This window comes from Kitasatospora sp. NPDC030952 (genome assembly GCF_055571335.1).
On record NZ_JBVIFM010000013.1, the window covers coordinates 187873 to 205927 of the forward strand.

The following is an 18055-nucleotide window of genomic DNA, read 5'->3' on the forward strand; positions in this document are numbered from 1 at the left end:
CGACATGCAGGTGAGCGTCGACCGGGACCGTTGCTGCAGCTCCGGAATGTGTGTGATGAACGCCCCCGCGGTCTTCGACCAGGACGACCACGACAGCCTGGTGAGGCTGCGTCAGACCGTGCTGCTGCCCGAGCAGTTCGACGACGTCAGGCTCGCCGCCGAGCTCTGCCCGGGCCGGGCGATCACCGTCACCGAGGACGAGCCCGCGCAGGCGGGAGCCTGACGGGCTCCACCGTCGGCCTCGCAGGCCGCTGGGCGGCTCCCCTGCACCCCGGCACCCCCACGAGGACACCCGCGACATGAGGAGAACCCCGCCGTGACCGCCGTACCCACCGCCCCCGCCGTCCCGCTGCTGCCGGCCCCGCACTCCAGCGGCTGCCCGTTCGGCCCGCCGCCCGCGTACACCGAGGCCGCCGCCACCGCGCCGATGACCAGGGCCGAGTTGCCCGACGGCGACCCCTGCTGGCTGGTCACCGGCTACGCCGAGGTCCGCACCGTGCTGTCCGACCGCCGGTTCAGCGCCGACGTACGCCACCCGGCCTTCCCGCTGCTGGTCGCCGGCGCCCGCGAGAAGCTGGTCACCGACAACCCGACCTTCCTGCGGCTCGACGACCCCGAGCACGCCCGTCAGCGCCGCATGGTCACCGGGGACTTCCTGGTCAAGCGGGTGGAGGCGCTGCGCCCGGAGATCCAGCGGATCGTGGACGAGGCAGTGGACCGGATGACCGCGGGCCGGACCACGGCCGACCTGGTCACCGAGTTCGCGCTGCCGGTGCCCTCGCTGGTGATCTGCTCGCTGCTCGGCGTGCCGTACCAGGACCGCGACCGCTTCCAGGGCCTGAGCCGCACGCTGCTCAGCCAGGAGAGCACCCTGGAGGAGCTCCGGGTGGCCCAGGACGAGGTCCTGGACTACCTGCGCGACCTGACGGCCCGCAAGCGCGCGCAGCCGGAGGACGACGTCCTGAGTCGGCTCGCGGTGCGGGACGACCTGAGCCCGGACGACGTGGCCAGCACGGGCGTGCTGCTGCTGATCGCCGGGCACGAGACGACCGCGAACATGATCGCGCTGTCGACCGCGCTGCTGCTGGAGCAGCCGGAGCAGATCGCCAGGCTGGCCGACCCGGCCGCGCTGCCCGGCGCGGTGGAGGAGCTGCTGCGCCTGCTGACCATCGTGCACACCGGGCTGCCCCGGGTGGCGCTGGAGGACGTCGAGCTGGGCGGGGTGACGGTCCGGGCCGGGGAGGGCGTGATCGCGATGCTGTCCACCGCCAACCGGGACGAAGCGGTGTTCGGCGGCGCCGGGCACCGGTCGACGGACGAACTGGACCTGGACCGGGACGCCCGGCGGCACCTGGCCTTCGGCTTCGGCGTGCACCAGTGCCTGGGCCAGCCGCTGGCCCGCGCCGAGCTCCAGATCGCCCTGGAGACGCTGTTCCGCCGGCTGCCGGGGCTGCGGCTGACCGGCGAGCGCGAGTTCCGTACCGAGTCGTTCATCTACGGGATGCGGTCGCTGCCCGTGGCCTGGTGAACCGGCCCCCGGTCCGGGACCGGGGCGGGACCGGGGCGGGCGCGGGTCACCCGGCTGGCCCCGGAGCCGGGGCGGAGGCAGGCTTGAAGGGCGAAGGACGGACCCGGCCCGGCCGCGCCCGCGGTCAGGGGTGCGCCGGGACCGGCCGAGGAGACGGGAGCCCGCGATGACCGACATGAGCGATCGCTCCGAGGTGAGCACCGACCGCGAGCAGGACGTCCGCGCCGCGGATCCGGAGGAGGGCATCACCTCGATGCAGAACCTGCACGCCCAGGACACCTCCCAGGCGGAGGGCGACTCCATGCTGGACGAGCCCGACGCCGACGGCTGACCGTCCCGCCACACCGATCCGACCGCCCGGCGGAACCGGGCGGTCCTTGCGACCGCAGGTGTCGCTGCCCGGGCGGCGGCTCACCGGCGGGGGAGGATAGGCGCATGACCGAACACGATCAAAACGACCGGCAGGCCCGGCCGCCCACGGACCCGCGCACCTCGTGGGCGACCTGGACCACCCAGTCCATCATCAGCGGCCCCGGCGGGGTCACCACCACCGAAGTCGGCCCGATCTCCGGCGACCTCACCCTGCACACCACGTGGGTGGACGGCGAGGCCCGACTGACCGTCCAGTACACCGGCGCGCTGGACTGGTACACCGTCTCCGGCAGTCCGGTGGCCGCCGCGGACGAGAGCACCGCGCGGGCCATCCACCAGGCGATGGTGAACGGCGTCAAGACGGGACACGGGGCCGTCGCCCCGCCCGCGGCCCTCGGCGGCTGAACCCGCCCGAGCCGACGGGCCGCGGTGGCTCGCCCGGCCCTGGCGCCCGGCCCTGGCGCCCGGCCCTCGGCGCCTGGCCGGCCGCGGCCGGCCAGGCGGTCCGGGCTACTCGGTGATCTCCACACCCCGCCAGAAGGCCACCCGGCCCCGCACGTGCTCGGCCTCGGGCTTCGGGTCCGGGTAGTACCAGGCGGCGTCCGGGTTGGTCTGCCCGGCCACCTCCAGGGTGTAGTAGCCGGCGGTGCCCTTCCAGCCGCACACCGTGGTGGTGTCGGAGGGCCGGAGGAACTCGGCCCGGACCGACTCGGCCGGGAAGTAGTGGTTGCCCTCGACGACGACGGTGTCCGCGCTCTCGGCGACGACCGTCCCCTGCCAACTCGCTGTGGTCATGAGGCGATTGTGCCCCACCGACCCGGACCGCTGCCGGTGCTTCGGGGGGAATCCGGGCGCCGCCGTACGGCAGCCTGATCGCGACCTCGCCTCCACGGGCTCGCCTCCACGGCCTCGCCTCCACCGGACTCGCCGCCACGGACTCGCCGCGGCCTTGGCGGCCTCACGGCAGCGGGTGGGCGTGCACCGGCAGGTGCGGGCTCTGGTGGCCGCCGCTGGCGAGCATCCGGACCTCGCCCGCGTCGCTGATCTCCGCCCGGACGATCCCGCTGGCGTCCTCGTACACGGGATGCCCGCCCGGGCCCTTGGCACTGGTCCGGGTGACCACCACCACGTCCTGCGGGGCCTGGGTACCGGGGGTTCCGGGGAAGGTGAGGGCGTAACGGTCGGCGGGGTTCATCACCAGCTCCTGCTCCTCGACGGCACGTGTTCCAGGGCGTGGCTTCCGATGAGCCGTGGCTTCCTCCAGGCCGCGGCCTCGGCTTCCAGACCGTGGCTTCGGCTTCTAGGCCGTGGCTTCGGCGGCCCGGGCGTGCGAGCCGCGGACCTCCAGTTCGTCGAGCAGGCGGGCGGTGGCCTCGGCGACCGCGTCCACCGCCCGGTCGAAGGCCTCGCGGTTGTGCGCCGCCGGGGCGCGGAAACCGGACACCTTGCGGACGTACTGCAGCGCGGCGGCGTGGAAGTCCTCCTCGTCGGCGTCCGGCGTCACGGGCGGTCGCAGCGTCTTGATGTTGCGGCACATGACCCCAGTCTCGCGCGCCGCGGCCGACGAGGCGAGCCCCTTCCGGCGCGGGACCCCGTTTCGTCACACGGGCCTCATGGGGGCGTCATCCGACCGGATTAGGATTCCCGACGAACGAATCACCCCGCCGCGCGCCCTCCCGGGCGCGGGCATCACCCCGGAGTCACCCCCTTGCCTCTCGCGCTGTTCGCGCTGGCCGTCACCGCTTTCGCCATCGGCACCACCGAATTCGCCGCCATGGGGCTGCTCCCCCAGGTCGCCGGCAGTCTGCACGTCTCCATCCCGCAGGCGGGCTGGCTGATCTCCGCGTACGCCCTGGGGGTGGTGATCGGCGCCCCGCTGCTCACCGCGCTCGCCGCCGGGAAACCCCGCAAGACGGTGCTGGTGGCACTGGCCGGGCTGTTCGCGACCGGCAACCTGCTGTGCGCGCTGGCACCGGACTTCTGGACGCTGGCCGCCGCCCGGCTGATCACCGGACTGCCGCACGGCGCCTTCTTCGGCGCCGGGGCGGTGGCCGCCGCCGAGCTGGTGGCCCCGCAGCGGCGGGCCCGGGCGGTGGCCGTGATGTTCTCCGGACTGACCGTCGCCAACATCGTCGGCGTCCCGGCCGCCACCCTGCTCGGCCAGCACCTGGGCTGGCGGGCGACCATGCTGGTGGTGGTGCTGATCGCCGCCGCCGGGACGCTCGCCATCGCCCGGCTGGTGCCCGCCCTCCCCACCCCCGGCCAGTCCGGACTCCGGCACGAGCTGCGGGCCTTCCGCAGCGGGCAGCTGTGGCTGGCGCTGGCCACCGTGGTGGTCGGCTGCGGAGGCATGTTCGCCTGCTACAGCTACATCTCGCCGCTGCTCACCGAGGTCTCCGGGTACGCGAGCGGCTCGGTGACCGGGGTGCTGGCGCTGTTCGGGGTGGGGATGACGATCGGCAACGTGCTCGGCGGGTTCGCCGCCGACCGGGCGCTGCGCCCGACCGTCTGCGTGTCCTTCCTGCTGCTCTCCGCGACGCTGGCGCTGTTCGCGGTGACCGCGCACGCCCGCTGGTCGGCGGCCGTCACCGTGGTGCTGATCGGACTGTTCGGCTTCGCGATCGTCCCCGCGGTGCAGACCCTGGTGCTGCGGAAGGCGCGCAGCGCGCCCACCCTGGCCTCGGCCACCGTGCAGGGGGCCTTCAACCTGGCCAACGCCCAGGGGGCGTACTTCGGCGGGCTGGCGCTGGACGCCGGGCTCGGCTGGACCTCCCCCACCCTGGTGGGTGCGGGCCTGGCCGCCGCCGGTGCGGTGGTCGCCCTGCTGGCCTGGGCGGCCGACCGGCGCCCGCCCGTCCCGGCGCCGGTGGAGCCGGCGGCGGACCGGGCGGGCGTGCCGCTGGCCCCTGCGTCCTAGCCTCGGTGCGCTGGCCCCGGTGCGCTGACCCCGGCGTCCTGGCCCCGGCGTCCTGGCCCCGGCGTCCTAGCTCCGGCGTCCTAGCCTCGGCGCAGTTCGGCGAGCGCGGCCGGGGCGGCGCCCAGCCACCAGGTCGGGTCGGCGGTGCCGTCGGTGGTGCGGCCGTCGCGGTGGACGTAGTGGCGCACGTCGCGGCCGGGGTCGGCGAACTCACCGCCGAGGGCGCGCTCCAGCCACTCCGCGCCGAACCGGAAGGCCTCGGCGGCCACCCCGCCCAGCGGGTGGAACTCGTCCTCGTAGACCCGCAGCTCCTTCGGCGCCCGGACGCGCTCGAAGCTCTCCAGGGCCTGGCCGAGGTCGGTCAGCTCGTCGAACTCGCCGATGCCGTACAGCACCGGGCAGGTGATGTCGGCGACCAGGTCGCCCAGCGGCATCCGGTGCGCCAGGTCGCGGTCGAAGGCCTCCTCGTCGGTGTAGCCGGCCATGTACATGTAGTTGTTCTTGAAGGTCGGCTGGGCGCGCTCGAAGATGGTCGCGAAGTCCCCGGTGACGGCCTCGAAGGCGGCGAGGGCGCGCAGCCGGCCGTCGGTGGCGGCCGCCCGGGAGCCCCAGTAGCCGCTCATCGAGATGCCGAACATGCCGATCCGCTCGGCGTCGACCTCCGGGAGCGCGGCCAGGTGGTCGAGGTAGCGGCCGATCGCCCGCTCGTAGTTGCCGAGGTCGACGGTCAGTCCGCCGGCCCGGCTCTCGCCCTGGCCGGGGCCCTCGATGGACAGCGCGACCATCCCGCGCGAGGTGTAGTAGCGCTCGGCGGCCCAGATGTAGTCCTCCTTGATCATGTCCATCCCCGGGCCGAGGATGACGGCGGGCGCGTTCTCGACCCGGCCGGCCGGCAGGTGCAGCAGGGCGAAGATCCGCGAGCCCTCGAAGTCCAGCTCCACCCGGCGGACCCGGCCGTCGCGCAGCGCGCCCAGGCGCTCCACGCAGTGGTTGGCGTGGGCGCGCATGGCCGTCTTGCGCGGGTCGGCGGCGTCGAAGATCGAGTACTGCGCCCGGCCCCACATCACGGCGGCCCGCAGGTAGAGGTCGGCGGCGGTCCGGGCGAAGCCCGCGCGCTCGTGGTGGGCGGCGCGCTGCTCGGCCTGGCCGGCCACCGTGGCCCAGGCCTTGGGCAGCATGGCACCGCTCCGGACCAGCGCGAAGACCTTCGCGAAGTCGGTGTGGTCGTGGCCGAGCTGCTCCATGGTCCCGACGGCCTCGGGGTGCAGCGCGTCGAAGCCGCCCTGTGCGAGGGCGATGTCCAGGGCCCAGTTCTGGCCGGTCGAACGAGTGGTCATGACGGTCTCCTCCCGGAACGGGATAGGTGCGAGGGATAGATAAGTACTTAGTGACTAAGTACTTATTCATTAAGTACTGAGGTTAGGCTGTTGTCAACTTCCGAAGGAGGACGCCCCGTCATGACCGAGCCGCCGCCCACCCCCGGCCGCGCCCAGGCCCTCGACCGCCTGGCCCGCGCCGCCTACCGCCTCAGCGCCGCCGACTCCCGGCTGCGCGGACGTGCCACCCGCACCCCCGGGGCCCTCTCCCTCACCCACGCCCGGGCCCTGCGCACCCTGGCCGACCAGGGGCCGCTCACCATCACCCAGCTCGCCGCCGGCACCGAGACCACCGGCGCCGCCACCACCCAGCTGGTGAACGGCCTGGTCACCGCCGGCTACGTCACCCGCACCCGCCCGCCCGAGGACAAGCGCTCCGTCCTGGTCTCCCTCACCGACGCCGGCCGCGACCGCCACCGGCAGCGCCAGCAGGCGCTGGCCGAGGCCCTGCACACCGACCTGGAGGACTACGACGAGGACGCCCTCGACCGGGCCGCCGAGGTGCTGCGCCGGCTGTCCGCCGTCTACGACCGGCTCTAGGCCGGTCGACAGGACGGCCGGTGGGCGGGCGACGGGCGGCGGGTCAGGTCCGGCGGGCGGGCGACGGGCGGCGGGTCAGATCCGGCGGTGTGCCTCGGCGAGCAGCAAGTAGCCCTCGCCGTTGACCTTGATGCCGGCCCGCTCCTCCTCGGTCAGCTCCCGACGGACCTTCGCCGGGACGCCCGCGACCAGCGAGCCGGGCGGCACGTCCGTGCCCTGGGTGACCACCGCGCCCGCCGCGACCAGCGAGCCGGCCCCGATCCGGGCGCCGTTGAGGACGGTGGCGTTCATCCCGACCAGGGCGTCGTCCTCGACGGTGCAGCCGTGCAGCACCGCGTTGTGGCCGACCGAGACCCGCTCGCCGACCACCAGCGGGAAGCCGGGGTCGGCGTGCAGGGTGCAGTTGTCCTGGATGTTGCTGCCCGCGCCGACGGCGATCGACTCGGCGTCGCCCCGCAGCACCGCCCCGTACCAGACGCTCGCACCGGCCGCGACGGTGACGTCCCCCACCACGACGGCGTTCGGGGCGAGGAAGGCGCCCGGGTCGACGTCCGGCGCCCTGCCCCCGACGGTGGCGATCAGTGGTTCTGCCATGGCTCGTCCTCCTGTTGGTGATCGGCTGCACTGCCGCCGGTCAGCGTAGGCGGCCGGTCAGGGCGCGAGGCGGGCGAGGTCGGGCAGGGCGGTCGCGGTGGTCGCGGCCTGCGGGCCGCACAGGGCGGTGACGGTCAGCCGGTTGAAGGCGGCGCGGGCGGCGTCCGAGTCCCGGACGTCGTAGACCGTGACGTCCGAGGCGAACTGGCGCTTGCCGTCCGCCGATCCGAGCATCAGGGTGGTGTAGCCGGGGATGCCGCCGGAGTGGCCCCAGAAGGTACCGCACGGGGTGTCCACGCGCTGGAGGCCGAGGCCGTAGGACTGCCCGCCGCCGGAGGGGCCGGTCCGCTGCATCTCGGCGAGTTCGGCCGGGGGCAGCAGCCGGCCGCCGAGCAGGGCGGCCAGGAAGGTGGTGAGGTCGGCGGTGGTGGAGATGCCCGCGCCGGCGGAGCCCGCCATCGAGGGGTAGAGCAGGGTGACGTCCACCGGGCCGTCGGCCGTCCTGAGGTAGCCGTGGGCGTGCGAGCCCGGGATGAAGGGCGAGTTGCCGGGCATCGAGGTGCCGGTGAGGTGCAGCGGGCGGATGATCCGGCGGGTGACCTCCTCCTGCCAGCTGCGGCCGGTGAGCTTCTCGATGACCATCCCGATCAGGACGTAGTCGGTGTTGGAGTACCCCCAGCCCTGGCCCGGCGGAAAGGCCGGCGGGTACGTGTCGGCGATGTCCACCAGTTCCTGGAGGGAGTACGGCCGGAAGCGGCCGGCGGCCTGCCAGTCCGGGTCGGTGGGCTCGAAGGCCGGGTCCTGGGTGTAGTCGGCGACGCCGCTGGTGTGGTTCAGCAGCTGACGGACGGTGATCGCGGTGCTGTTCGGGACGATGCCGGGCAGCAGGCACTCCAGCCGGTCGTCGAGGCCCAGCCGCCGCTCGCCGACCAGTTGGAGCAGGGTGGTGGCGACGAAGGTCTTGGTGGCGCTGCCGATCCGGAAGCGGCCCTCGGGGTCGGCGGGCAGGCCGCCGAGGGCGGCGGCGCCGGTGGCGTTGCGCCAGACCAGCCGGCCGTCCTCCCGGACGGCGCCGAGGGCGGAGGTGGCGTAGCCGGGGCCGGTCAGGCCGCCCAGGGCGGCGTCGGCGGCCGACCACTCGGCCCGGCCCTGGGCGCTGCTCGTCCGGTCGGCGCCGTCGGCGGCGGTGCGGTGGACGGAGCCGTGGCAGCCGGCCGACGAGGAGCGGTCGGCGGGCGCGGCGAGGGCGGCCGGGGCGAGTGTGGCGAGCATGGCCAGCAGGCCCGCGCCGACGGCGGTGACGACGGCGGCGCGCAGGGCGGGCCTGCGGCGCCGGGCGGTGCGGTCGGTGGCGGCCATGCCGTCCTCCCTGGCCTCGCGAGGTGATCAACGTCCGCGCTGTGCGCGACTGTTGACACCCTGCAAGCACGGCCGACGGCCGTCGTCACCCTCAGGGAGGGCGATGCCCCCGAGAGGCCTCGGGGGCACCGCCGGGTCGGGCCGGGCAGGCCGGGTCACCGCCGGGCCGGGTAGGCAGGCCGGGCGGGCCGGCTCACGTCAGGCCAGCGGGGCCTTGCTGCGCAGCACCTCGATGAACGCCCGCAGCCACGCCGGGTGGTCGGGCCAGGCGCGGGCCGAGACCACCACGCCGTCCACCACCGCCTCGCCGTCCACGAACTCGGCGCCGGCCGCCTTGATGTCGGGGGCGAGCGCGGGGTACGCGGAGGTGCGGCGGCCGTCGAGCACTCCGGCGGCGGCGGTGATCAGCGGGCCGTGGCAGATCTGCGCGACCGGCTTGTCCCCGGCGGGGAGTGCCGGGCGATCCGCTGGACGTCCGGGTCGTTGCGCAGGTACTCGGGGGCGCGGCCGCCGGGGATGACCAGGGCCACGTAGTCGGCCGGGTCGACGTCGGCCAGGGCGATGGCGGCGGGCCAGGTGTAGCCGGGCTTCTCCGTGTAGGGCGAGTATACAGTCGTCCACTTAGCCCCCCACCTGCGGAACTATGCGAGGTCATCGGTTACGCGCTCGTCTGCTGACAGCAGCAGAGGCCCCCCGTTCTGTGGCAACGGGGGCAGCCACAGAACGGGGGCGGGCCCGCCGCTGGGGGTTGAAGGCGGCGGGGGTCCGAGATGGTCAGGGATGGTCGATCACGCGGACGTCGAAGGCCAGGCCCTTGCGCCAGATCTCCACGGTTCGCCGCCCGCTCACCCGGGCGTGGACGAACGTCCCCGGGTCGTTGTTCTCCCGGGGCGTGCGGTGATACCGGAATCCGGTGACCAGGTAGACCACGAGGACGGTGATCAGGACAGCGCCTTCCCTAGGGTGCTCCGGTGGTGCGGGGGTCTCGGGGCGGCCGGGTCCCGTCCGCTACGCGGGGGCCGGCGGAAGGTTGGTGACCGTACGCACAGCCTGGTCGCGCGCGCGGAAGCCGAAGCTGATGAGGGTGACGCTCTCTCCGGCACTGAGGGGTGTTCGGCCGTGCGGTGTGAGCGCGCCGTCGAACACGACGCAGTCACCGGTGTGGAGATCGCATTCGAGGTAGCCGTCGGCAGCGAGGAACACGGTGGTGCTCACCGTCGGGGCCGCGGTGGCGCGATCGTGCTTGAGGCAGAGGATTAGGTTGGCCTCGCCGAAGCCGAACTCATCCAGGTGGAAGTCGAGGTACTGCCCTTCCTCCAGGTACGCGATGTAGACGGCGGTGTTCGGCTGCTCAACCCTCAGACCGGTGGCCCGCGCTACGACAGCGGCGAGGTCCACCTCTTCGGCGAAGCGGTCCGCCGCGTCACCGACGGCCGCGTTCCACTTCCCGTTGTGGAGGTACCCGTCGGCGGCGAGGGCCTTTTCGGCCTCGTCCGCCATAGCGGCGAGGAGCCCGGCCGGGAAGGACTGATCACGCAGGTGGCGCAGATGGCGCGGGTGAACGCGCTGGTGTGCGGTGAGCCCGCTCACGGCGTCCCGGATCACGGCGAACTCCTCCGCCCACCCGATGCTGGTCCGGGTCGTGGTGCGGGACTGGAGCCAGGCGGTCCACTGGCGGCTCCACTGGCCGGGTGCGGCGGGCCCTGCCGCAGCTGCGCCGGCCTGGCCGATCAGCAGCTCCACCCGGTCGAGGGCCGCCTGCGTGGACTGGATCAGCTCGGCGTCCTCCTTGGCGATCCGTAGCCGCAGCGCTTCTCGCAGGTGGGCCTGCGCGCCAGTGAGGTCGCCGCGCTCCATCAGGTGTTTGCCGGTGTGCTGGAGGGCGAAGTCGACAAGTTCCGGGTGCTGGTCGCGGGCGGTGTTCAGGGCGCTGCGGTAGAGCGCATCCGCACTCTGGCCGTCTCCGACGTACCGGTGTGCGTCGCCGAGGTTGAGCCCGGTGGCGACGACGGCCCTGCTGTTGCCGATGGTCGCGGCGAGGTCGAGCGACTGCCGGAGGAACGTCCGGGCCTCGTCGTGGTTGCCCAGGGACAGCTGGCCGATACCGATCCAGCGGGTCAGGAGCCGGGTGCGGGCGGGGTCGCTCCCTTCGGGCAGGGTCCGCAGTTCCTCGTGGAGTCGGCCGACTGCGGCGGTCAGCTCGTCGCGGTCGGTGGGGACCATCCGCAGGTTGTCGTCTTGGGTGATGAGGTGATCCAGCACGTGACCTCCGGTCGTTCGGGTGTACTCAGCGTGGCGCTACAGGTGGTCGGTCTGGTGGCGCAGATCGGCCAGCAGCTCCCGCCCGTGCGGGGTGAAGTGCTCGGTGAGGAGTTCGAGTTCGCGCATGAGGTAGCGCACGGCCGGCAGCCCCTCGTCGTAGGCGCTCCGGAAGTTCGCACGCTCGGCGGGCGTGAGGTCGTCGCGGCGCAGTTCGGTCTGGCGAAACCGGAGCAGCTGGTTGTAGACGCAGGTGGCGTGGAAGGCCCGGTCGATCTCCCAGTACTGGTTGCGGTCCTCGCCCTGACCGGCCCGCCACCTGATCTCGATCTTGGGGGAGGTCTGGGAGGAGTACCCGTCGGCGAAGACCTGGTGCTGGAGGACGTGGAAGCTGATCGACTGGTGCGTTGCTTCGTGCAACAGGTTCTCCGCCAGGAAGAGCGGGGACGGCTGCTCGCTGACGGTGTTCGGCGGGATGTGGCGCGACGCCTTGTCGGAGAACACGATGACGTACGGGAGCGCGGGGTCGCTGGAGCTGGTCAGCGAGGAGACGCGGGCCCCGGGCTTGAGGCCCACCCACAGGAGCCCGCGGACGAACTCGGCTACGCGGGCGAAGCCTTCGGGGTGGGCCAGCGAGAGACGATCCAGGGCCTGGCTGAGCATCGTGCGGCGCTCGTCGGTGTGTTCGGCGATCCGGTAGTTCGCCAGGTTGATCTCGTTGGCGATCTCGCCGGGGAGCTCGGCGTCGAACCAGTCGAAGGTCGCGCCGGCCACGGTCACGGGTTCGCTGCGCAGGGAGCGGGCGTGCTCCGCGTAGGGGGTGCCGGACTTCACCAGGCGCTCCATCAACGCGAACGGGAGTGCCAGCTGCGCGCCCTGCTCGCGGAGTCGGGTCAGGTCCGGGTCCTTTCGGCCGAGGTCGAAGAAGGAGCCGGCGGGGACGTGGTCAGCGATGGCGGACTTCAATGCGGACTCTCCTTGATCGGGGGTGTGTGCGGCTGGGAGCGGCGGGTCGGTGAGGGAGAGCCCTCACCGACCCGCCTGTGCCGTCAACTAACCGGCACCAGTTGGGGACTGCGGTCAGCCCTCGGTGCCCACCGGGGCGAAGTCGCCGTCCGGGACCGAGTGGTCCAGGCGACGGGTCAGGGACTCGACGCCCGCCTGCGGGGCGAAGTCGCCGTCGGGGACCATGTGGTCGAGGCGGCGGGTGAGGCTGGTGACCTCCGGGTCACCGGGGTTGGTGGTGGCGGTGCTCATGTGCTTCTCCAATCGGGTTGGCTGCTGCTCGCTCAGGTGTGTGCGGACAGTCGTGCGGGTGGTGCGACCCGGCCCGGCCGAAGACCCTTTCCGGCGATCCGGGGGATTGTGGGCGCCCGAAAGCGCGGTGTTGGCTAGAAGCGGTTGGAGGCGATGAGCGCGGTCGGCACGAACAGCGAAAGCGTGTAAGCGACAGCGACCGGCACAGGGGTGGGGACACCGCGAGCGGCACGCTCGGCCACCTCGCGATAGGCGTCCTGGTCGTCCACGCCGTTCCTATGCCGCTCGCTTGTCGAGCGCGGCCCGCAGCGCAGCACGGCGGTGGGGGCTCCGGGCACGGGTGATGCAGTCGTCACAGATCGGGTGGCAGGTGCTCTGGTCCTCGCCGGGGGCCTGGAGGGTACTGCCCGCGCAGATCAGCGTGTCCCGGCGGCAGACCCAGCAGGTCCCCTGGCGGTAGCCGTCGGGCCGGTCGGCGACTAGGCCCTCACCCGTGGGCGAGGAGGGCAGCGCGTTCAATCCGCGGCCTCCAAGTCCACCAGCAGGACCATCTCCGGGTAGGGGTCCGCAGAGCTATCCCGGTTCACCCAGGCATGGTTGGCGAGCCTGCTCGGGGTCTCGGCGACGGTGCCCGTCCAGCCGTCCGTGCGGTGCCGGACCGGGTCGCCCTGAATCACGTGGTTCACGGTCGTGCCCTTTCCATCCCTACTCATGCGGCGTTCCTGCGGACGACGCAGGCGGAGCAGGTGCACCAGGACCGCACGGCCGCGATCTGGATCTCGCCGCCCACGGACAAGGGGCGGCCGGTGGCGTTGGCTGCCCTGAGTCGTCCAGCGGGCTCCAACCGGCGGGCGGCCGGGTCAACTCGCTCTTGCTCGGGCCGGTTACGACCTCGTGGTACTCCCGCTTGGGGTTGCGTCTCGCCATCGGTCTGTCCTCCTTCGCCGTGGCGGTGGGGGTGCGTGATAGACCGTAGGGAGTTGGCTACAGAGGGTGCCACTGCCTTGCACCGTCTTGCACGGATTCACCCGAGAGCGTGGATGGCCTGCTCAATCAGGGTCCGCGCCTCGCGGCCGTGCACCGCCATGCCCGAGAGAATTCTGAAAGCCTTCGAGTAGGCGGCGACCTCACCCGGCGTCGTGATCTTGACGATGGCAGTGAGCAGCTCGGCATCAACCTGCCGGTCATCGAACATGTAGAAGGCTTCGAGCGGCCACATGGTTCGCGGGGCTCGGAAGGGGATCACTCCCAGACTGACACGCGGCAGAGCCATGATGCCCAGCAGATGGCGCAGTTGATCTGCCATGGCCTCATCGTGGCCCAGGGGGTAGTACAGGACCGCCTCCTCCAAGACGAGTGCGAAGGTGCAGTTCCCCTGGTGCAGATAGCGATCCCGTTGGAGGCGACTCTCGACGGCAGCTTCAACGTCGTTCGGCGTGTTCTGGAAGGCCGTGATGGTCCCCATCAGCGCACGGGCATACTCACGTCGCTGAACGATCCCAGGCATGACGTTGGAGCAGTACATGCGGATGTGCCGGCTGTTCTCGAACTGGGGCAGGATCGCGTCCTGTGCGTGCTTCATCCCGGTTCGGTGCAGCCGCTTCCACTGGACGTACATCTCGTCGGCGGCGCGGCTGGCGGCCACCAAGTCGGCAGCCTCGCCTTCAGCGCCGCAAGCTGTGCACCATCGCTGGATGTCATCGGCGGAGGGCGGTGTCTTGGCGCCTGCGATGCGCGAGACCTTGGACTCGCTGAAACCCGTTCGCAGGGCCAGATCATGCCCCGTCAGGCCAGCGTCTTGCTGAAGGGCTTTCAACCTCTTGGCGATCGTCTCGCGGGCGCTTTGCGCACTGGACGACGGAGACAGGGACATGATCTGGTGGTCCTGCGTACTGAATCAGACGACGAACTTCTCGTGCTCCACTCCACGCTCCCAGACCGCTTCGAAAGCGTTGGCGCACAGTTCGGCCACCGCCGGGTCCTCGGAGTACTGCGGGTCCAGCGCCGCCCCGGGCCCGTCGAACAGGTTGAAGCGAACGGCGCGGCCGTCCACGAGCCAGAAGTCGTTTCCCGGCAGAGCGATTCCGGACGCCTCGCTGCGGGCGAGCCAACGGACCTGCTCGCCGATGGCCAGGTTCACGCTCGTGATGTGGTGCTCGTACCGCACGTAGTCCGTCACCGGCACGGAGACGACGCGGGCCCGGCGCACAGGGACGCCTCGGGCGACCGTGCGGCGGACGAGGTCGCTCCACCCGCTCCAGTACTCCGAGTCGGGGTCAACGTCGACACCTTCACCACGGTGCCACTTGGCGAGTTCAGAGGCTTCCTCGGCGACGCTGTACTGGTCACGCAGTTCCAGGTGCACCGCCGTGCTCGTCGCCGAGTCCAGCATCTCGAAGAAGCTGGGAACGCTCTGCCTCATCACACGCCTTCCTGAGAATCGGCACCATGCGGGCCGGAATCCTAAACACTCCCTCGTGCGCGGGGATCGTGTTCTCGTGGTCCGGACCGTGGCCGGCCGCGAGAACGCCGTTGATCGACGCTTCATCGGCCACGTAGGTCTGGACCAGCAAGTCCCCATTCCCCTCATCTACCCAGACGGTCGGGCTGTTCCCCTGGCCGGTCTCCGGGTCGATACCAAAGAACCGTATCGCCATCGCTGCCCCTCCTGTCACTTCACTTGCGCGACCTTGCATATTCGTTGGTGTCGAAACCAGGATCACCTGTGAGCGGAGACCCTGTCAGGCGTTTCGCCTCCTGATGAACCGCCAGCTCGGCCTCGAAGCCATCATGACGGCGGTGGGCCTGCAGCTCCGATGGGAAGTGCTCCACCCATCCCATCTCCCGAGAAGGGCCTGGCTGGTCACCCCGAGCACGGGGTGGGGCCTGGTGCCACCGGCCGACGGGCCGGTGGAGCACGGCCGGGTGTAGGCCGCGGGGGTGGGCTCTGATGCTCGCTGCCCGATCTCGACTCCGTCGGCGAGCAGCTGCCGGACAGGCGGTGTTGGCCCGGCGCTCATAGCGGTGGCGGGAGACCAAGCGGCCGTTCTCCCGGATCGCAGAGACATCCGAGGCGAAGTTGGGGGGTGTTGAGGGTAGCTTCGACGCGGCGGCCATGGCCGACACCGGTGACGGTCCAGCAGCCGACGGCTGAGCATTCGGCCGGCCGCTCCGTGCGGCTGGCGTTCGACGGTCCAGGTGCCCTTGGCGTCGGGGGCCACGGTGAAGCGCACGGCCATCGGCGTCTGCTCGGGGTGGGCCGTGGGGTAGGTGAGGGTGTAACGGGTGGCGGGGCACGCGGGGGCGGGCACTGGTTTCTCCATGGTGCGGGGGTGGGGTGTGGTGTCAGGGCTGGACGAGCGTCGCGCAGGCCGGACAGAGCGGGTCACCGTTGAGCGCCCAGTCCGAGGCGAGCGGGAGGGCTGGGGCGCACAGGGCGCGCCGATCGGGCAGCAGGGTGTCCGCGCTGGTGATGTGCGGGGCGATGCGGGGGCCGGCGTTCCGAAGGTCAGGTGCCGGGGCAGGTCCATGACCCGCAGCGGCTCGGGGGTGACGTGCACGGGGTGTTCCTCCGCGGGGGACGTGGGGGGCCTGGTGCCAGCGGGTGGTCAGCCGTGCCCGGTGCTGACGTGGCGCTTGCGGCTCTCGTCCACGTAGGTCTTCGTGGCGCTGCGGGTGCTCCACCCGCACGTGCAGGTGGCGGCGGAGGACGCCCGGCCGGGGCAGCCTTCGGTGCGCGGCTTGCCGCTGCTGGTGTGCTTGTGCGCGGGCGGGCACGCGGTGTCGTCGGCGTGGTGGTCGGTGCGGGTCGTGCGGTGCTTGGCCGCGGGGGCGTCCGGCTTCGGTCGGCGGGCCGGGACGGAGACGTGCGGCGAGGTGGTGGCCATGTGGGCGCGGACTTCGGTCTCGGCGTCCCACTCGGCCTCGGTCTGCGCGTCGCCGACGATGAGGGGTTCGGTGTGGTCGTAACAGGTCTCCCAGTCACCCGCGACGATCCGACCGGCCTCGGCCTCGGCCACCTCGGGGCTGTTGGCGAGGACGGGCACCACGTGCACGGTGATGACGTCGATGGTGACGATGTACTTGGGCATGCTGCTCTCTCCTGTGCTGCTCGGGTGGGGGTGGGGCCTGGTGCCAGCAGCGGCCGGCCGCTGGCGGGGTTGGGGCCTGGTGCCTACGCGACGGCGCTCGCCTTGGCGGCCGGCAGGGAGGCGGTCAGGGCCCGCAGTACGGCCTCGGCCATGTCGGGGGTCAGATGCGAGCACGTGATCTCGACTCCGCCGAACCGGGCCCGGCTGACCTTGACGACGGCATGGGGTGAACTCCAGGCGGTCCCGGGGCCCTGGTTCCAGCGCAGGGTGCGGGTGGTGTCCTCGTGGTTGCGCCGGTTCGCCTCGCCGGGCGGCTGGCCGGTGGTGAGCGGCACCGCCTTCAACTGGCGGGCGACGGTGGTCACCTCGTGCACGTCGGTGAGGTGCCGGTGCTGCCGGGCGCTCATCCACATTTCCTCGGGAATCCCATTAAATCCCTTGGCAAATACGCGAACCTTCTTGCTCTGGGAGTTCAGGTGTAGCTGCGGCCTTCCCCTAACCGAGACCGTCTGCCACCCAAGACAAACAGGGTTCCGAAGAATCTTCCCAACAGTTGGCTCACGCCAGGGGCCACCCCGATATAAAGGGATCTCGTCGAGGTTCAAGCCTTCCACAATCTTGGCATATGACCTGCCCGCTGCGGCCTCCTCGTGGATGCGCTCAATATAGGGCCATCTCCTGCCGGCCTTGAGCTAACCCTTCTTCGTTCGTTTGAGGCCGTCCGGGGCGGCCCCGAGCCACTTCCCCTCATCGCGCTGCGTCGATTTTGTGTCTTTGACTTTCTGTGAGAGCTTCCGGCTGTACTCACGGTCGTTCTCGGCATCACTGATGACCCGAACTCGGTCCTCAGGGATTTCAGTATCAAGCCGGTTCAGGTCAAAGACAAGACGCTTGCCGGGCTGTCAAGGATCTTCAAAACATCGCCGGCGCCTTTTCGGCTGTATCGCGAAGTGTCATACGCCCAAAGGCAGTCCGTTTCGCCCTCAAGCAGCGCGTGAACTGCTGCATCAAAATTTGGACGCTTGACTCCCGCCCTATAGGCCGAAAGGTTCTCCCGCCAGATCTGGCGCACGGTGTAGCCATTACGCTTCGCCCAGGCCCGACCCCTCACCTCCTGAGACTTCAGCGAGAGGATTTCCTGAGTAGCAACGCCTGTGACGACCTGCGACCTCCGAAAAAGCAGGTCGACAAGCTTGGCTTCTTGGTTCGCCATACCGCTACCTTCCGGTGCGCGGAGCGAACCCGCACCCCGGAGGTGCACGACTGGTTACGCGTCCTACGTGTCGTAGCCGTCCACGAAGTCGTGCACCACGAACTGCAGGCGCTTCTTGGTCGGGGCGGCGATGTCGACCTGGTAGCCCTCCTCGCGCAACCGCTGGTACGGGTAGAACACCTCCAGCGATTCGGCGGCGTCCCCGGTGACGAGCAGGATCTTCGATGTCATCCCCGACATCCCTCCACGTGATCGATCGGCGGTCCTGGCGACGGGCCCGGGGCGGTGGGCCCGGGGCGGTGGCGGCCGAGCCCCGGGCCTCGGGCCCGGTCCAACCTCCCGTACCGGCGGCACCGTTGGCAACAGGGCGCACCGGGTGTACGGCAGCGCGCGATCCGGATCGCGCGCCGGTCGGGATCCGTGCGCGCCGGGCCCGGGGCGGGGTGCGGCGCCCGGCTGCGAAGCCCTCGTGCCCGAGGCCTAGACTCTCGTGCTGCCCACCGACCGTCCACGACCCGTCCACCGGCCGTCCACCGAACGCGGCCGAAC

26 protein-coding genes and 2 pseudogenes are annotated in these 18055 nt (G+C 71.6%); 6 read left to right on the top strand and 22 right to left on the bottom strand.

Translation table 11 applies throughout. The features are described from left to right. The first annotated feature begins 4 nt into the window (after positions 1-4). The 4 genes from ACZ47G_RS23150 to ACZ47G_RS23165 all read left to right on the top strand — a co-directional run bounded on the left by ACZ47G_RS23150 (position 5) and on the right by ACZ47G_RS23165 (position 2305). Positions 5-223: a ferredoxin gene (locus ACZ47G_RS23150; RefSeq protein WP_465745490.1), complete on the top strand. Its 219-nt coding sequence runs from the start codon at positions 5-7 to the stop codon at positions 221-223. Between the two features lie 93 nt (positions 224-316). Next, the gene (locus ACZ47G_RS23155; protein WP_465745492.1) at positions 317-1528 is read left to right on the top strand and encodes a cytochrome P450; all 1212 of its coding nucleotides are present in this window, start codon (positions 317-319) and stop codon (positions 1526-1528) included. A gap of 166 nt (positions 1529-1694) precedes the next feature. After that, a complete protein-coding gene (locus tag ACZ47G_RS23160) occupies positions 1695-1859 on the top strand; it encodes a hypothetical protein (protein ID WP_465745494.1) in 165 nt (54 codons plus the stop codon). Between the two features lie 104 nt (positions 1860-1963). After that, positions 1964-2305 carry a hypothetical protein gene (locus tag ACZ47G_RS23165; RefSeq protein ID WP_465745496.1) on the top strand — a complete coding sequence of 114 codons (342 nt, stop codon included), beginning with the start codon at positions 1964-1966 and terminating at the stop codon, positions 2303-2305. A 105-nt stretch (positions 2306-2410) separates the two neighbouring features. Here the strand turns inward: ACZ47G_RS23165 and ACZ47G_RS23170 are convergent, their stop codons facing one another. From ACZ47G_RS23170 to ACZ47G_RS23180, 3 genes are all read right to left on the bottom strand, one after another. Then, positions 2411-2695: a DUF427 domain-containing protein gene (locus ACZ47G_RS23170; RefSeq protein WP_465745498.1), complete on the bottom strand. Its 285-nt coding sequence runs from the start codon at positions 2693-2695 to the stop codon at positions 2411-2413. A gap of 163 nt (positions 2696-2858) precedes the next feature. Beyond that, complete coding sequence (locus ACZ47G_RS23175; protein ID WP_380458775.1) at positions 2859-3095, bottom strand: DUF6296 family protein; 237 nt, start codon at positions 3093-3095, stop codon at positions 2859-2861. Between the two features lie 105 nt (positions 3096-3200). Beyond that, the gene (locus tag ACZ47G_RS23180) at positions 3201-3437 is read right to left on the bottom strand and encodes a DUF2277 domain-containing protein (protein WP_465745500.1); all 237 of its coding nucleotides are present in this window, start codon (positions 3435-3437) and stop codon (positions 3201-3203) included. 171 nt (positions 3438-3608) lie between these two features. Between ACZ47G_RS23180 and ACZ47G_RS23185 the strand changes: the two genes are divergently transcribed. Beyond that, positions 3609-4817 (top strand): MFS transporter, encoded by a 1209-nt coding sequence (locus ACZ47G_RS23185; protein WP_465745502.1) that lies wholly within the window; start codon positions 3609-3611, stop codon positions 4815-4817. An 80-nt stretch (positions 4818-4897) separates the two neighbouring features. Here ACZ47G_RS23185 and ACZ47G_RS23190 read toward each other — a convergent pair whose 3' ends face one another. Continuing rightward, a complete protein-coding gene (locus ACZ47G_RS23190; RefSeq protein ID WP_465745504.1) occupies positions 4898-6154 on the bottom strand; it encodes an alpha/beta hydrolase in 1257 nt (418 codons plus the stop codon). A gap of 120 nt (positions 6155-6274) precedes the next feature. On the opposite strand from ACZ47G_RS23190, the gene ACZ47G_RS23195 reads away from it, so the two are divergent. Further along, a complete protein-coding gene (locus ACZ47G_RS23195; RefSeq protein WP_465745506.1) occupies positions 6275-6733 on the top strand; it encodes a MarR family winged helix-turn-helix transcriptional regulator in 459 nt (152 codons plus the stop codon). Positions 6734-6808: 75 nt separating this feature from the next. On the opposite strand, the gene ACZ47G_RS23200 is transcribed toward ACZ47G_RS23195, so the two are convergent. The 18 genes and pseudogenes from ACZ47G_RS23200 to ACZ47G_RS23285 all read right to left on the bottom strand — a co-directional run. Then, positions 6809-7327, bottom strand: coding sequence for a gamma carbonic anhydrase family protein (locus ACZ47G_RS23200; RefSeq protein WP_465745508.1), 519 nt, complete (start codon positions 7325-7327; stop codon positions 6809-6811). Between the two features lie 57 nt (positions 7328-7384). Next, a complete protein-coding gene (locus ACZ47G_RS23205) occupies positions 7385-8686 on the bottom strand; it encodes a serine hydrolase domain-containing protein (protein WP_465745510.1) in 1302 nt (433 codons plus the stop codon). A gap of 198 nt (positions 8687-8884) precedes the next feature. After that, positions 8885-9294, bottom strand: a pseudogene (locus ACZ47G_RS23210) (DJ-1/PfpI family protein); the annotation flags it as partial. Between the two features lie 166 nt (positions 9295-9460). After that, positions 9461-9616 (bottom strand): hypothetical protein, encoded by a 156-nt coding sequence (locus ACZ47G_RS23215; RefSeq protein ID WP_465745512.1) that lies wholly within the window; start codon positions 9614-9616, stop codon positions 9461-9463. Positions 9617-9694: 78 nt separating this feature from the next. Beyond that, positions 9695-10948, bottom strand: a complete 1254-nt coding sequence (locus ACZ47G_RS23220) for a tetratricopeptide repeat protein (protein WP_465745514.1) — start codon at positions 10946-10948, stop codon at positions 9695-9697. Positions 10949-10984: 36 nt separating this feature from the next. Then, positions 10985-11911, bottom strand: a complete 927-nt coding sequence (locus ACZ47G_RS23225; protein WP_465745516.1) for a hypothetical protein — start codon at positions 11909-11911, stop codon at positions 10985-10987. 114 nt (positions 11912-12025) lie between these two features. Continuing rightward, positions 12026-12202, bottom strand: coding sequence for a hypothetical protein (locus tag ACZ47G_RS23230; RefSeq protein ID WP_465745517.1), 177 nt, complete (start codon positions 12200-12202; stop codon positions 12026-12028). A 134-nt stretch (positions 12203-12336) separates the two neighbouring features. Next, complete coding sequence (locus ACZ47G_RS23235) at positions 12337-12471, bottom strand: hypothetical protein (RefSeq protein ID WP_465745519.1); 135 nt, start codon at positions 12469-12471, stop codon at positions 12337-12339. Positions 12472-12478: 7 nt separating this feature from the next. After that, positions 12479-12721: a hypothetical protein gene (locus tag ACZ47G_RS23240; RefSeq protein WP_465745521.1), complete on the bottom strand. Its 243-nt coding sequence runs from the start codon at positions 12719-12721 to the stop codon at positions 12479-12481. Further along, positions 12718-12915 carry a hypothetical protein gene (locus ACZ47G_RS23245; protein ID WP_465745523.1) on the bottom strand — a complete coding sequence of 66 codons (198 nt, stop codon included), beginning with the start codon at positions 12913-12915 and terminating at the stop codon, positions 12718-12720. Before ACZ47G_RS23245 ends, ACZ47G_RS23240 begins: the two co-directional genes overlap by 4 nt. Positions 12916-13226: 311 nt before the next feature. Next, positions 13227-14075 carry a helix-turn-helix domain-containing protein gene (locus tag ACZ47G_RS23250; RefSeq protein WP_465745525.1) on the bottom strand — a complete coding sequence of 283 codons (849 nt, stop codon included), beginning with the start codon at positions 14073-14075 and terminating at the stop codon, positions 13227-13229. 24 nt (positions 14076-14099) lie between these two features. Continuing rightward, positions 14100-14624, bottom strand: coding sequence for a DUF6879 family protein (locus ACZ47G_RS23255; protein WP_465745527.1), 525 nt, complete (start codon positions 14622-14624; stop codon positions 14100-14102). Further along, positions 14548-14859, bottom strand: a complete 312-nt coding sequence (locus ACZ47G_RS23260; RefSeq protein ID WP_465745529.1) for a hypothetical protein — start codon at positions 14857-14859, stop codon at positions 14548-14550. The genes ACZ47G_RS23255 and ACZ47G_RS23260 overlap by 77 nt, the downstream gene beginning before the upstream one ends. 19 nt (positions 14860-14878) lie before the next feature. Beyond that, the gene (locus ACZ47G_RS23265; RefSeq protein ID WP_465745531.1) at positions 14879-15034 is read right to left on the bottom strand and encodes a hypothetical protein; all 156 of its coding nucleotides are present in this window, start codon (positions 15032-15034) and stop codon (positions 14879-14881) included. A gap of 776 nt (positions 15035-15810) precedes the next feature. Further along, complete coding sequence (locus ACZ47G_RS23270; protein ID WP_465745533.1) at positions 15811-16293, bottom strand: hypothetical protein; 483 nt, start codon at positions 16291-16293, stop codon at positions 15811-15813. 83 nt (positions 16294-16376) lie between these two features. Further along, positions 16377-16958, bottom strand: coding sequence for a recombinase family protein (locus ACZ47G_RS23275; RefSeq protein WP_465745606.1), 582 nt, complete (start codon positions 16956-16958; stop codon positions 16377-16379). 206 nt (positions 16959-17164) lie between these two features. Further along, positions 17165-17506, bottom strand: coding sequence for a recombinase family protein (locus ACZ47G_RS23280; RefSeq protein ID WP_465745535.1), 342 nt, complete (start codon positions 17504-17506; stop codon positions 17165-17167). 66 nt (positions 17507-17572) lie between these two features. After that, positions 17573-17737 (bottom strand): annotated as a pseudogene (locus tag ACZ47G_RS23285) (DJ-1/PfpI family protein); the annotation flags it as partial. Positions 17738-18055: the final 318 nt, after the last annotated feature.